Consider the following 13,609-nt stretch of genomic DNA (forward strand, 5'->3'; position numbering starts at 1 on the left):
ACCATGACCGACCTCAGCCCGAACACCCGGCCGAGACGTTTTCCCGAACTCGTGCCCATGGTCCGCCCGACCGTGGAAGCCGATGCCGAGATGGAGCTGGCCGTCAAGGAGATCCTCCAGTCGGGGATGCTCACCAACGGGCGGTACGTAAGGGAATTCGAGGAAGCCGCGAGCGTGTACCTGGGGGTCGATCACGCGGTCGCGGTCAGCAACTGCACCACCGGGTTGATGCTCGTGTTCCGCTGCCTGGAGCTGACCGGTGACGTCGTCGTCCCGAGTTTCACCTTCATGGCGTCCGGCCACGCCCTCCGCTGGGCAGGGCACGGGATCCGGTTCGCCGACTCGGATCCCCGCACCTGGACCCTCGACCCGGAGGCCGTGGCCCCGCTCCTGCCGGAAGCGGCCGCCGTGCTGGCGGTGCACACGTTCGGGGTCCCGTGCGACGCCGGTCCGTTGCAGGAACTGTGCGACTCCCGGGGGATTCCGCTCGTCTTCGACTCCGCGCACGGCTTCGGCAGCCGCTACCCCGACGGGAGCATGGTCGGCAGCAAAGGGGTGGCCGAGGTGTTCAGCCTCAGCCCGACCAAAACCCTCAGCACCGGCGAGGGCGGGCTGATCACGACGAACGACGCCGCTCTCGCCGCCAAGCTGAGGATGGCACGCGAATACGGCAATCCCGGCGACTACGACAGCCGGTTCGCCGGACTCAACGGCCGGATGACGGAGGTCTCCGGGTTCATGGGCGTACACGCGCTCAACCGGTTCTCCCACTGGATCGGCATCAGGCGTTCCCTGGCGGAGCGCTATCGCTCCCGGCTGGACGGACTGCCCGGCCTGGAGTTCCAGACGATTCCGGAGGGCGCCGCGACTTCGTACAAGGACCTGGGGATCCGCGTCGACGCCACCCGCTTCGGGATGCCCCGCGACGAACTGGCCGAGCGGCTGGCGCAGGAGAACGTCAGCACTCGCAAGTACTTCAGCCCGGCCTTGCACCAGCAGACCGCCTATCGGGACGTCCCCGCCGTCGCGGAGCTGCCGGTGACCGAAGAACTGGCTTCGAGCATGATCACGCTGCCGCTCTACTCTCATATGCCCGCGGGGGTCGTCGACGAGATCTGCGACCTCATCCGCGAAATATCCGCGACAGCACAGAAAGCAGGCGGTAGAGCATCGTGAACGACTACGTGGCGGAACTGCGGAAACTGGTCGGAACCCGGCCGCTGATCCTTCCGGGGACCTCGGTCGTGATCACCGATCCTGCCGACCGCGTCCTGCTGCTGGAGCGGGTCGACACCGGCGGCTGGGGGCTGCCCGGCGGCCTCATGGAGCCGGGGGAGTCGTTCGAGGAGACCGGACGGCGGGAGGTCAAGGAGGAGATCGGCCTGGAGATCGGCGACCTGAACCTGCTGGGGCTCTTTTCCGGAGCGGAGTACTACTACCGCTATCCGCACGGCGACGAGATCTACAACATCACCGCCGCGTACGTGGCCCGCCTGCCGGAGGACGCCACCATCGTCCTGGACACCGCGGAGAACAGCACCTGGCGGTTCTTCGGGCTGGACGAGATCCCGGACACCGTGATCACTCCGGAGCAGCCCATCATCGCGGAATACGCCAAGGTCGCGCCATGACCGGACCGGATCCCGGATTCGCGGAGTTCATCGAGACCTGCCTTCGTGAGGCATCCAAAGTGGCCGTGGGAATGCGGGGCACCGGCGAGACGACGGTCAAGCCGTCGGACGTGAACCAGCTCGTGACCGACACGGACCTCGCCGTCGGCGCGCTGCTGACCGGGCGGATCAGGGAACGGTATCCGCGGCACGCGATCCTGGAAGAGGAGAGCGGGGCGACCCCCGGCGACGACGAGGTCACCTGGATCGTGGATCCGTTGGACGGCACGAGCAATTACGCCGCGGGCAGCCCGCTCTACGGGGTGATGATGGCGGCGGTCGGCGCCGGGGGCGTCCTCGCGGGCGGGCTCGCGCTGCCGTCGTTCGACACCGTTTACGTCGCCGAAGCCGGCAAGGGCGCCACGCGCAACGGGCAGCCGCTCGGACCGCTCCCGGCCACCGGTCCGGAGAAGTCGTTGGTGGCCTTCGGAATGGACAAGGGCCCGCCCGGCCTGATGGCCGCCGAAGGCAGGCTCGCCGCGGCACTCGGTACGGCGTGCCTCGGCGTCCGCATGAGCAACAGCGTCTTCGACATCTGCATGGTGGCCGACGGCGCTTACGGGGCGTTCGTGCATCGCAGCTGCCGGATCTGGGACGTGGCGGCCGCGTTGTGCGTTCTGGGGGAATGCGGCGGGGTCTGCACCGATCTCGACGGGCGACCGCTGGATCTCACCGACCCGCTGACGAAGGCGGATCGGGTCTTCGAGGTCTGCCTGGCTTCGGCCGGTGTGCATCCCGCCGTGATGACCGCGCTGAAAGCGGCGGCCCCGGCGTGAGGGGCTACTCGCAGGACGCCAGAGTGAGCATTTTCGCCCTGATCCTGGGATTGACCTGCGGCTACGACGCCACCGCGATGGCGGGCGCGCTGCTGCTGGTCACCGACCACTTCGACCTCACGACGACACAGCAGGGTTCGCTGTACGCCGCCACGGCGGCGGGCTGGATCGTCGGCGCCGTTGTGGGCAGCAAGCTCGTCAACGCCCTCGGCCGCCGCAAGACCCTGCTCGGCTTGACACTCCTGTACCTGGTGGCCACCGGCATCGCCGTCACGGCGGCGAATCCGCTGTGGCTGGGCGCGGGCCGGTTCGGGCAGGGCACCGCGATCGGCATCGCCATCGTGACGACCCCGATCTTCATCGCCGAATCGGCCACCACGCGCGCTCGCGGGCGCATCGCGGTCCTCTACCAGGTGGCGACCTCCGTCGGGATCGCGATGGGCTACTTCGGCGGCTACTTCCTCGCGGACAGCGGGCAATGGCGGCTGATGCTCGCCATTCCCGGCGTCCTCGCCCTCGCCACCGCGTTGTGGTTGCTGGGGCTGCCCGAGACCGAACGCTGGCGGCAGCTCCGGCGGGAGGGAGCCGCACGCCAGGTGGGCGTCGTGCGCGCGATCTTCGGGCCCCGCTACCGGAGACTCACGCTTTTCGTCGTCACACTGGGCTTTTTCGTCCAGGCCACCGGCATCAACGCGATGGTCTTCTTCAGCCCGCGGATCTTCCAGCACATCGGCTACACCGATGACTTCGGACTGCTCGTCCTGCCCGGTTTCGTCCAGCTTGCCGGTGCCGCCGCGGCGCTCGTCTGCGCGCTGACGATCGACCGGTTCGGCAGGCGGCCGGTGCTGCTCACCGGTACCACCCTGATGGGGCTGGGACACGCGCTGCTGGTGATCGGCTTCGCCACCGATTCTCCCGGTGTGGTCGGCTTTCTCGGTCTCATCGCCTTCATCGTCGGCTTCAACTCGGGCTTCGGGGCGCTGGTGTGGGTCTTCGCCGCCGAAGGCTTCCCGGATCACCTTCGAGGCGCCGGGGCGTCGGTGATGCTGCTGACGAATCTCACGACGAACCTGTTCGTGGCCCAGTTCTTCCTCGACGTGCTCAACGCCATCGGCGGCCTGCTGACCTTCCTCGTCCTCTTCGCCATCACGGCTCTGGCCTGGATCTTCGTGTTCTTTCTCGCTCCGGAGACGAAGGGCCGGTCGCTGGACGAGGTCCAGTCCTATTGGGAAGCGGGCAGACGCTGGCCCGCCCCCGACGACACCCATGCCGCGGCCTCCTGAACCGCGGTCGGTGCTGGTTATCGGCTCCGGTCCGGTTGTGCTCCGCCATACCGCCGCCGCGTGCCGGGTGCTCAAGGCGGCGGGCCTGCGGGTCACGGTGGTCGACAGCAACCTGGCGACGATGACGACCGATCCGGAGTTCGCCGATTCCACCTACCTGGAGCCGATCGACCCCGGCACGGTCGAGCAGGTCATCGCCAGGGAACGGCCGGACGCCCTGCTCGCCACCCTCGGCGGGCAGGCCGCGCTCGACACCACGGTCGCCCTGTACGAGTCCGGGGTGCTGACCCGGTACGGCGTCGAGCTGATCGGCACCGGTATCGACGCGATCCTGGCAGGCGAGAATCCCGAGGAGCTCGCCCGGATCGCCGGGCGGGCGGGGGCCGAGATGGTGCCGGAAACGTCCGTGCCCGGCTGGGAGAAGTTCGAGCTCGAAGTGGTCCGCGACCACGAAGACACGGTGGCCGTCGCCTGCTCGTCGGAAGGATCGCCGACCGACCGGGCGTACCGGCGGATGTGCGACGTCGCCGTCGCGGTGACCCGGGCGGTCGGCGCCGGACCCGGTGGCTGCACCGTCCGGTTCGCGGTCGACCCGCCCGGCGGCCGCGTGGTCGTGACCGGGTTCGACTCCCGGGTGACCGGCTCCAGTGCGCTCGCCGTCAAACTGGCCGTCGGTCACACCCTGGACGACCTCGGTTTCGTGACGGCGGCGCGGCCGCCGGGTGCCGGCTCGACCGGCGACGCGCTCGAGATCGACGTCGACGCCCTCTACGACGGCCATGAGTTGTATCTGGGCGGGGTGATGGAGCGCTTCGAAGCCCCCGGCGACCCGGCCTGCGTGCTACCGCCGATCACCCTCGGCCGCGCCGATCTCGCCAGGATCCGTGAGGCCACCCGAGTCCTGGCCGAAAGCACGGGACTGCGTGGGCCGCTGAACGTCCGGTACGCGCTCACGCCGGGTGCTTTGTCCGTCCTGGAGGCGGATCCGCGGGAAGACCGCACCATCCCGTTCGTGTCGAGGGCCACCGGCGTGCCGCTGGCCAAGGCCGCCGCACGGGTGATGCTCGGCGCCCGCATCGCCGATCTGCGCGCCGAGGGTCTTCTGCCGCCCATCGGGGACGGCGGCGCCCTCCCGCCGGACGCCGCCGTCGCGGTCAAACAGGGCGAGGTGATGGGGATCGACTCGAATTTCGGCACCGCCTACGCCAAGGCGCAGGCCGCCGCGTCCGGCCCGCTGCCCACCAAGGGCCGGATCTACGCCGCGTTCGCCGCCCGCGACAACCGGTCGATGATCTTCCCGGTGAAAGCACTGGCGGACAACGGTTTCGAAATCCTGGCCGCCGAAGGAACCGGCACCATCCTCCAGTACCTCGGGCTGCCGGTCACGATCGCCCGCGAACACTCCCTTGTGGACCTCGTCGAGGCAGGCGACATCGTTTTGGTCGTCGACACCCTGCCCGGGAAACGACAAGACGAGATCCGCACCGCGGCGGCCGCCCGCGGAATCCCGTACCTCACGACGGTCCAGGGACTGGCCGCCGCGGTGCAAGGCATCGAGGCCGTCACCCGCGGCCACTCGAGCGTCATCTCGCTTCAGGAACACATCGCCGCTCTGTGGCCGGTCCGGGCCTGGCAGGATTCCTCGTGAGGGAAACCAGTCTGACCGACCAGGAGAAGATGTGACACACGCGCCAAGACGGTCGCACGTCGACGAGATCTGCGAGCTCGTCGGCTGGCAGGCCGGTGACTTCCGGCCGTAGTTGGACTGGACCACCGTCGAACGCGAACTGGGAACACCGCTGCCCGGTGACTACAAGGAGTTGCTCACGCGGTTCCCTGCCGGCGGTTTTCGCGGCGTGATCGAGATTTCGAATCCCGGCCAAAGCGCCGAGGAATGCGCGAACGTCAAGAGGCACAACCACCAGATGCTGGGGTTCTTCGGCGACGAAGACCTCGGCTACCTGCGCGGTGTCACTTACCGGTTGTTCCCGGAGCCCGGTGGCCTCTACCCCTGGGGGAACGACGGTGCGGGCGGAACGTTCTGGTGGATCACCGGGCCGGCGGATCCGGACGAGTGGCCGGTCGTCTACCACGATCGGGATGCCTGGCACGAGGAGCATCCCGGGCCGATGACGAGCGTCATCCGGGAGGTGCTGGTGAGTACCGGGGAGGACAACATCTTCGGCTGGAGCATCGCGGAGAATCCGGTAAAGTTCGGCGGCTTCTGGGGAAACCGGTTCATCGCCCATCCTGGCTGAGGCTCTTTTCCGGAACCGGCAAGGGTTTCCGATCGTCGAACCACCGACGGGCCGGCAGCCCGCTCGGCCCGTCGGATCCGGCGCCTCGCGCCGCGAGAGAGGGAAGGACGTGTCGATGCGCGAAAGCATCAGCAAGATCGGCCTGGCCAAAGGAACGATGGTCATGATCGGAGCGTTCACCGCCGCGAGTCTCGCGCTGCCCGCCACCGCGAACGCCGCCCCCGCCGCCGGGTGCTCGGCCTTCATGAACTCCGCGGTCAGCGGCGGCTACAAAGCCACCCTCAACTGCAAGGGCATCGGGCTCTCCTTCATCGACGGGCTCGGCACCACCCTCACCGATGCCAGCACGGAAGCGCGTGCCTTGGCACAGATCGCGCTCGGCGGTGGCGACACCTGCAGTGCCTTCGTGTACGCCACGACTCCAGGTGGCTACAAAGTCACCCTCACCTGCGTCCACAGCGGTCTCGTATCCGGTGTGGGCACCACCTTGACCGACGCCTCACGGGCTGCCCGGGCGTCCATTTAGCGAGGGGCAAGGCAAAGGCGGCTTGATCGGGTGCCGAGGGTCGTGAGTGGCGATTCGTGTTCTAACCCGAATCGCCACTCACGACCACCCCGACCCACTCGGTACCGGCGCCCTGGTCGCCGACCCGTTCGGCGGGGTGTCGGGGTCGACGGTGTGCACCGGTGGGATCCGCCACCGTATGTCGAGGTAGTGGATCTCGCCGGTGTGGCGCGATGTCATCGCGCCTCTTCCAGCCGCCTGAGCTGTTGCTCGACGAGCTCGGCTTCAGCGATCTGCCCTTCATTGCGCTTGAGTTCGAGGGCCCGTAGCCAAGTGGAGCGCGCGTCGGCGTGCCGACCTGTCTCAACCAGCACCGAGCCCATTCGGACTAAAGTATTCGCTTCCTGGACGGTGGCGCTCAGCGTGGACCACAGCTCAACCGAACCCTGTAGTTCGGCAAGCGCCCGTTCACGGTCTTGCGCAAGAGCCGCGATGGAACCGAGTTGGTCCAGCACGAGAGCCTGCCCGGGGCGGTAGCCGCTCTGCCGACACGAGTCCAACGCTCGCTCGCCGACCTCCCGAGCCTCGGCAAGCCGCCCGGCGCGCGCCAGTTGCCAGACTTTCATCGCGAGTGCCTCTACTCGCAGGGCCTGATCTCCCACCAGCTCGGACAAGCGCAACGCTTCCGAGACGTGTTTCGACAGTTGCTCGACGAAGCCGTCACGATGCACCCAGCTCAAGCCAATGTGCGCGCGAGCTTCGTTGCCGAGGTCTTCGGTATCCTTGGCAAGGTCGAGGGACCGTCTCCAGCTCGCATCTGCTTCAAGTGCCCGGCCCGCTCTCGCCTGCACCAGCCCTGCGATGGCCTCCGCGACACACTCGACGGCGGGGTCCGCTGTTTCCCGGGCGGCGCCAAGACCGAGCTGGGAAACACGTAGGTGATCGGCCAAGCGTCCTCGTCGCGAGAGGTAGCCATGCATCGCCGAAGCGAACTGCCACACGAATCGGTACCAACCGTGCCGGGCGGCAGCATCTTGGGCGGCGAGGAGACAGGTCAATTCCGTATCGAACCAGTCGATGGCCGCAGTCTCATCATCGAAACTCGGTGTCGGCTGATCGGCTGCCGGTGTTGAAATCACGATCCCCGGCCGATGAGGTTCCAGCACTCGCGCGGCCGAGCTGCTCGCGTCCCCGTAGTAGGAAATCAAGCGCCGCAACGCGGCATTCCCCGGTTCGGGATCATCCTTTTTGGACAGCTCCACGGCGTAGAACCTGACCAGGTCGTGCATGCGATACCGCGTGCGCGAGTGGCGCTGTACCAGATTCGCGTTCTCGAGCTCCCTCAACAAGGTAACTGTCCGACGTCTCGGCAAACCTGCCAACGCCGGAATCGCGGCAATGTTGATGTCCGGCCCGGGGACGACGCCCAGCAACTTGAAAAGTCCAGCGGCGTCCACGGTCAAAGCCTGATACGAAAAAGAAAACACGGAACGCAGGTCGGCTCCCGGTCCGCCATCGCTGAGTGCGTCCAAGCGACCTCTCGCGTCGTCCAGGTCTGCAACCAGATCGGCCACCGAGAGGGTTGAGTGTGCGGCCAGGTGCGCCGCCGCGATGGCCAAGGCCAGCGGAAGGCCCGCGCACTGCCGCACCAAAGCGTCCACCGCCGCGGGCTCGGCGGTAAGCCGTTCCCGGCCGAGCCGTGCGGCCAGCAGCTCTCTGCAAGCATCGTCATCCAGCACGCTCAGCTCGATCGGCTTCGCACCGTGCTCAGTGATCATGCCGGTCAGCTGCTGCCGAGTCGTGACCACGACTGCGTTGGGTGAGCTGCCTGGCAACAGCTGTGCGACCTGTTCGGTATCCCGGGCGTTCTCCAGGACGACCAGCATGCGACGGCCCGCGAGGAGGCTGCGGTAGAGCGCGGCTTGTGTTTCGAGCTTGGTCGGGATCGAATCCGGTCGAACTCCCAGTGCTTCCAAGAAACTTCGCAGCACGTCGGTGGGGGCGACGGGGGCGCCTTCCGGGGTGTAGCCGCGCAAGTTCGCGTAAAGCTGTCCATCGGGAAACTGGTCCGCGACCCGGTGTGCCCAGGCCAGCCCAAGCCACGTCTTGCCGATGCCGCCCATTCCGGTGATCACCGAGATCGGCACGGTGCCGTCGGTCTTGGCCACGCGCAACGCCTCGTCTAGGGCCGCCATACTCTGGTTTCGTCCGGCAAACCCGTGAGGCGGGGCGGGCAACTGGCGTGGCACCACCATGTCCTGCCGTTGCTTGGCGTCGACCGCATGTGTCGGCACAGCGTGGCCCGGCAGGCATATCCACGCCCGGACCTCAGTTTCTTTCACCGCCATGGTGATCATCCGATACGCAGTCGAATCCACAGCAGTACTCAGCAGTACGACTTCTTCGAAGAACCAGTCGGAAACAATCAGCCCCAGCGAACCGGGCGAGTCACCGAGCGCGGCCTTCAATTGTGAAGCTTCCAGCAACCGGAAGCCAAGGGTGACCGCGGCGGAGGTGATGCCATACGCGTCGGACTGGACGCCCCCCGCGTGCACAGCGACGCGCAACCGAACCTGGCGTGCAGGCGGATGTTGATCATTATGCTTCGCCAGGGCGTCCGCCAGTGCCTGTGGCAGCCGGTCGACGAACGCCACTTTGGCGACCCCCGGCGGCGCGACCACCAAGAGTCCATCACCTCGGTCCTCCCGGTAGCAGGTATCCCAAGGAATCCCGGCTGCCGAGAAAGCGGAGTGCAAGGTCCGATGCAGGACCCTCCGGATCTCCAGCTGATCCTGGCCGGTCCGGAGAGGATCAGCGTACGACTCGATATCCACCAGTAGGATTGTTCGATGCCTGCCTGTCGGCCGGTCGGCGGCGCTGACATCGGCGGGGAGTGGAGAGGGGTCGTGCTGACCGGCACCGAGAAGTTCGGGCGCGGACACGCCGAGAACGCGGGCGAGGATCGCGATCTCGTCAGACGATACTGACTTCCGCACGCCGGATTCGATCTTCGCGATCGTGCCCCTGGTCAGGGTGGTCGAACCCGCGCGCGCGCATTCGACCGCCAGTTCTCGTGCCGACCAGCCGTACTGATCACGCAGTCGGCGAACGCGGGTAGCGATCTCCTTCGCCGTCGCGGTCTGCTCCATGCCACCCTTTCAGAGGGCTGCTCCACATCAGAGCTAACCCTAGCAGAGTCTTGCAGTTTGCTCCGATGCGGAGCAAACTGCACAGGGGTAAGGCTCCGGAAGTTTCCGCTCTCTTGAGTTCGCGCAGCGTCCTCAGGCCGGCCCGAGGGACAGGCGATGCAACCCAGACCACCGCCGAAGACCCTGATCGAGCTGATCTACCGCATCGTCGACAACCGGGCGCGCACGAATCACGCCGTCCGGCTGCTACTTGCCGTCGCGCTCACGGCGATCCTGGTCATGGTCCCCGTTGTGGTCGTTGCCTTTGTCTTCGGCGCAGCGGGACTTGCGCTTGTTGGCGGAGCCGCGACCACCGTTCTGGGAGTGGGCGCTGCACGCATGCGCCGTGCCGGCAAGGACTGTGGAGTCCAGCGCGCCGCGAAGCTCGACAAGTTGTGAGCTGCCAGCCTTGATCGCACCGTCGAGTCATGCCGGTCGATGCCGCGATCCCAGCGGCTCAGGTCTGCGCCGCGTCGCGCCGTCCTTAGCGGGGCTGGCCCTTTAACAACCAACTCGCAACTGTGCGAGAGTGCGAGGGGCCGGCGCGGGACTCTGATGAGCAGACGCGCTGCGGCGTCGACCGGTTGACCGCCACGCTCGTCGGGATCGACCCGATCCTTCACCCAGCGCAGAGTGATTAGCGTCAGGCATCAGTCGCTGAACGCGCTCGCACAGTCACCCTGTCGCGCCAGGCGTCGTAGACGTCGGAGGTACTGGCCGCGGAACCGGCGCTGCGCCGCCTCGACCCGGATGAATCCGGGGTCCGCGAAGGCTTCGTAGTAGGAGTTCTCGGCGTCGTCCCGGCCGCCGTCGGCGTCGACGAGGCGTGCGAGGGCCTCCTTCTCCGGCGGCCCGCTCGGAAGGTTGACCACCCACTCGACCTTCGGCGCATCAGATCCATCCACTTCACCATTATGGCCCCTCAAGGCCAGGTCCATCCATTCATCAGCAGGAACGGACTAGCGGGTGGCCGTGTCAGTCTTCAGCACTCGACCGCCCGGTCAAGGCGCGGAATCAGACAGTCCGAAGTGGACGGCCGCGCTGCCGGCGGCACATGGCCTCCAGTTTCTGCGGCGTCACGGTTCTTGGCGAGGTATTCGTAGACTGTTGTCCTCCGTGTTTGGGGTTTGCAGCCGATAGGGTGCGATCATGGCGATTCGTGCGGTGGTGTTCGATATCGGCGACGTACTGGAGATCGCGCCCGACCTTGGAGTCGGCAGGCGGTGGGAGGCCAGGCTCGGTCTCGTAGAGGGCGAGGTCGGTCGACGACTGGCGGATGTCTGGGCGGCCGGGGCCATTGGCGGGGTCACCGAGGACGAGGTGCGTCAGGCGATCGGCGATCGATTCAGCGTTGCCAGGGACAAGGCCGATGCGATGATGGCGGATTTCTGGGGGCAGTATCTGGGCACCGGCAACTCTGAGTTGATCAAGTATTGCCGGGGGCTGCGCCCGCGCTATCGGACCGGCATCCTGAGCAACAGCTTCGTCGGCGCCCGGGAACGGGAGCAGGCCGCATACGGGTTCGAGGACCTCGTGGATGACATCGTCTACTCGCACGAGGTCGGCATGAGCAAGCCAGATCCACGGATCTACGAGCTCAGCTGCGCGCGACTCGAGGTCCGCCCCGAGGAAATGATCTTCCTCGACGATTTAGAGCCCAATATCGCCGCTGCCTGTGCGGTCGGCATCCGCGGGATCCACTACCAGGACAACACTCAGGTAATCGCCGAGATCGAGGAGTTGCTGACTCCAGCCGGTGATTGAACAGGTGTCCCCATCCGGGTCTAACGAGTGTTGTGCTCGAGCCGTGCGTGGATGAGCCGACGTCTGATGTTGCTGCCCCAGACTGACCGGACTGTGCCGCTGCCGGTGAAGGTGCGGCCACGGTCCATCGGACGGTGCAGCAGCGCGTACACCCTGCCCGGGGTGTGCAGGCGACGATGGGCGTACCCGAGCTCACATGGTTACGGTGTTGAACCAACCGCGCGCCGCGGCGCCGTTTGACCAGCTGCAGCCCCATCACGCGGTTACCGGCGAGGAGGTGCTCGGCTGACAGCTTCTTGATGGTCTCGATGTTGCGCGCCGAGACCGCCACTATCAGCCCTATCTTTTGCGGCAAGACCTTAGGGTGCCCCTGTTCAGCGGCATGCCCGCACGTTGGTCGCTGTCGCGCGGATGATCGTCGCGACAACTGCCAGCACCGCGTCGCAGTCGTCGTGGACTTCCTTCATCTTCCGAGGCCACCGTGTCCGGCTGCTTGGCGCCGACGGGTCTTCGTAGTCAAGATCGTGCCCGATTGCGTTTCGTGCCTTGAAGAACCTGCCGAGCGTTCGATCTGAGCGGCTGGGAGCTGGGCGTTCGAGATCCCGAGCGTGTCGCGCACTCGGGCTTTGACGTCACTGCTGCCCTGCGGCTGGCCTCGGTGCGAACGTCAAGGTAGACCTTGATGATCTGTTGCCGGACTGGATGACGCGGCAACTGCTTCGAGCTCAAGCCTCAAGTGCTGCGGACTTCGTGCCCTACGCTGTCTCCGATTGGGCTCCGTTTGCTCCGGTGTGCCGATAGTTGGAGAAGTGCTTTGCGGAGCCGGTGGTGGCGTAGCAGCCTTTCTGCTTCCTCCTCACAACCGCTTCCACGGCTGGAGGGTGTACTCGTGGTCCGCTTTTACTCGAAGTGCGGCTACTCGATTCCAGCGATTCGGAGCTGATACGCAACCCCGTCCACACCGGTCCGACATTGGCCTGACCGTCGATTCGCGACGACGATGCCGGGTCGCAATACAGATCAAAGCAATCAAGAAAATGACTGTGCCTATGGGAATTGTGGCGGTGTGAGTCGACGCGCCAGGCAAGGGGGCTCTCATAGTACCTGTATCGCCAGGGGCTCCCAGGCGTCCAGGACGCCTGTCAACCTGTTTGAGTCGGCTTCCTGTTAGCTGCAGATTTACCTTCATCAGTTCAATTCAGCTGCACTGGACGCGTGACCGTGTCAGCACATGCGTCCACGGCAGAAGGGACGAAGACCCATGGCGGACAACCAGTTCACCACTCACTCAGGACTTTTCGACCTGAGTGGGAAGTACGCACTTGTCACCGGCGGCACCAGAGGTATCGGGATGATGATCGCGCGCGGCCTTCTGCAGGCGGGCGCCCGCGTCGTCGTCAGCTCACGCAAGGCAGACGCGTGCGCGGAGGCACAGCGTCAACTGTCCGAATTCGGCGACGTTCAAGCAATCCCCGCCGACCTGTCCAGGTACGACGAGTGTCAGCGCCTCGCTGATCTGGTCAAGGCCGACTCGGAACGCCTGGACATCCTCGTCAACAACGCGGGAGCGATGTGGCGCGAGCCGCTGGAGACGTTCCCGGCCGAGGGATGGGACGCAGTGATCGACCTCAACCTCAAGTCGCCGTTCTGGCTGGTGCAGGCGCTGCTGCCCGCACTGCGCAGGGCGGGCACCGCCGATGATCCCGCGCGGATCATCAACATCGGCAGTATCGCCGCCATCCACGTCGCCGAGGCGCCCAACTACTCGTACGCCAGCAGCAAAGCGGCACTCCATCAACTCACCAGGGTGCTTGCCAGGGAACTGGGCCCACAGCACGTCACGGTGAACGCGGTGGCCCCAGGAGTGTTCCCGTCGCAGATGATGGCGGCCACGATCGATGCCATCGGCGACACGATCGCGGCGAAGGCCCCCCTGCGCCGGCTCGGCCGCGACGACGACATGGCAGGTGTCGCCGTCTTTCTCGCTAGCCGGGCCGGGTCCTACCTGACGGGCGCCATCGTCCCGGTCGACGGCGGCACCGCCACGACCGCATCAGGTACCTAGGCGCCGGCGCGGCGGCTGGCGGGCCCTCGTGAATACCTCCAAGCCGGGTCTCAACGGGGGTACCAGCAGTACCTCCCTTCACCTGCGGACAGGGCATATG

Annotated in this window: 11 protein-coding genes and 2 pseudogenes; 11 read left to right on the forward strand and 2 right to left on the reverse strand. The window is 66.5% G+C overall.

From position 1 onward, the window contains the following. The first annotated feature begins 3 nt into the window (after nt 1-3). The 8 genes and pseudogenes from BKN51_RS03420 (at nt 4) to BKN51_RS03450 (ending at nt 6,513) form a co-directional block, all read left to right on the forward strand. Nucleotides 4-1,176: a DegT/DnrJ/EryC1/StrS family aminotransferase gene (locus BKN51_RS03420; protein ID WP_101606228.1), complete on the forward strand. Its 1,173-nt coding sequence runs from the start codon at nt 4-6 to the stop codon at nt 1,174-1,176. Then, nucleotides 1,173-1,631 carry an NUDIX hydrolase gene (locus tag BKN51_RS03425; protein WP_101606229.1) on the forward strand — a complete coding sequence of 153 codons (459 nt, stop codon included), beginning with the start codon at nt 1,173-1,175 and terminating at the stop codon, nt 1,629-1,631. The genes BKN51_RS03420 and BKN51_RS03425 overlap by 4 nt, the downstream gene beginning before the upstream one ends. Beyond that, the gene (locus tag BKN51_RS03430; protein ID WP_101606230.1) at nt 1,628-2,446 is read left to right on the forward strand and encodes an inositol monophosphatase family protein; all 819 of its coding nucleotides are present in this window, start codon (nt 1,628-1,630) and stop codon (nt 2,444-2,446) included. The genes BKN51_RS03425 and BKN51_RS03430 overlap by 4 nt, the downstream gene beginning before the upstream one ends. A 23-nt stretch (nt 2,447-2,469) precedes the next feature. Continuing rightward, nucleotides 2,470-3,729, forward strand: a complete 1,260-nt coding sequence (locus tag BKN51_RS03435; RefSeq protein ID WP_158255856.1) for an MFS transporter — start codon at nt 2,470-2,472, stop codon at nt 3,727-3,729. Further along, nucleotides 3,713-4,048, forward strand: a pseudogene (carB, locus tag BKN51_RS44880) (carbamoyl-phosphate synthase large subunit); the annotation flags it as partial. The gene BKN51_RS03435 and the pseudogene carB, both read left to right, overlap by 17 nt. Nucleotides 4,049-4,468: 420 nt before the next feature. Further along, a pseudogene (locus BKN51_RS44885) lies at nt 4,469-5,377 on the forward strand (ATP-binding protein); the annotation flags it as partial. Between the two features lie 112 nt (nt 5,378-5,489). Beyond that, nucleotides 5,490-5,987, forward strand: coding sequence for an SMI1/KNR4 family protein (locus BKN51_RS03445; protein ID WP_233224309.1), 498 nt, complete (start codon nt 5,490-5,492; stop codon nt 5,985-5,987). A 115-nt stretch (nt 5,988-6,102) separates the two neighbouring features. Next, entirely contained in the window at nt 6,103-6,513 is a 411-nt protein-coding gene (locus BKN51_RS03450) for a hypothetical protein (protein ID WP_101606233.1), read from the forward strand. 215 nt (nt 6,514-6,728) lie between these two features. Here the strand turns inward: BKN51_RS03450 and BKN51_RS03455 are convergent, their stop codons facing one another. Then, on the reverse strand, nt 6,729-9,641 hold the full coding sequence (locus tag BKN51_RS03455) for an NB-ARC domain-containing protein (protein WP_101606234.1): 2,913 nt from the start codon (nt 9,639-9,641) through the stop codon (nt 6,729-6,731). A gap of 156 nt (nt 9,642-9,797) precedes the next feature. Here BKN51_RS03455 and BKN51_RS03460 point away from each other — a divergent pair, with 156 nt between their 5' ends. After that, nucleotides 9,798-10,079, forward strand: a complete 282-nt coding sequence (locus BKN51_RS03460) for a hypothetical protein (protein ID WP_101606235.1) — start codon at nt 9,798-9,800, stop codon at nt 10,077-10,079. A gap of 251 nt (nt 10,080-10,330) precedes the next feature. On the opposite strand, the gene BKN51_RS03465 is transcribed toward BKN51_RS03460, so the two are convergent. Next, nucleotides 10,331-10,585, reverse strand: a complete 255-nt coding sequence (locus BKN51_RS03465) for a hypothetical protein (RefSeq protein WP_146044446.1) — start codon at nt 10,583-10,585, stop codon at nt 10,331-10,333. 244 nt (nt 10,586-10,829) lie between these two features. On the opposite strand from BKN51_RS03465, the gene BKN51_RS03470 reads away from it, so the two are divergent. Both BKN51_RS03470 and BKN51_RS03475 read left to right on the forward strand, forming a co-directional pair. Beyond that, nucleotides 10,830-11,444, forward strand: a complete 615-nt coding sequence (locus BKN51_RS03470; RefSeq protein ID WP_101606236.1) for an HAD family hydrolase — start codon at nt 10,830-10,832, stop codon at nt 11,442-11,444. Between the two features lie 1,261 nt (nt 11,445-12,705). Then, nucleotides 12,706-13,509, forward strand: coding sequence for an SDR family oxidoreductase (locus BKN51_RS03475; RefSeq protein ID WP_101606237.1), 804 nt, complete (start codon nt 12,706-12,708; stop codon nt 13,507-13,509). Nucleotides 13,510-13,609: the final 100 nt, after the last annotated feature.

Origin of the sequence: Amycolatopsis sp. BJA-103, assembly GCF_002849735.1 — a bacterium.
Classification (GTDB): domain Bacteria; phylum Actinomycetota; class Actinomycetes; order Mycobacteriales; family Pseudonocardiaceae; genus Amycolatopsis.

Coding starts and splice junctions, on each gene's coding strand:
- BKN51_RS03470 (WP_101606236.1), top strand. CDS start 10,830: ATGGCGATTCGTGCGGTGGTGTTCGATATCGGCGACGTACTGGAGATC.
- BKN51_RS03450 (WP_101606233.1), top strand. CDS start 6,103: ATGCGCGAAAGCATCAGCAAGATCGGCCTGGCCAAAGGAACGATGGTC.
- BKN51_RS03475 (WP_101606237.1), top strand. CDS start 12,706: ATGGCGGACAACCAGTTCACCACTCACTCAGGACTTTTCGACCTGAGT.
- BKN51_RS03420 (WP_101606228.1), top strand. CDS start 4: ATGACCGACCTCAGCCCGAACACCCGGCCGAGACGTTTTCCCGAACTC.
- BKN51_RS03455 (WP_101606234.1), bottom strand. CDS start 9,641: ATGGAGCAGACCGCGACGGCGAAGGAGATCGCTACCCGCGTTCGCCGA.
- BKN51_RS03460 (WP_101606235.1), top strand. CDS start 9,798: ATGCAACCCAGACCACCGCCGAAGACCCTGATCGAGCTGATCTACCGC.
- BKN51_RS03430 (WP_101606230.1), top strand. CDS start 1,628: ATGACCGGACCGGATCCCGGATTCGCGGAGTTCATCGAGACCTGCCTT.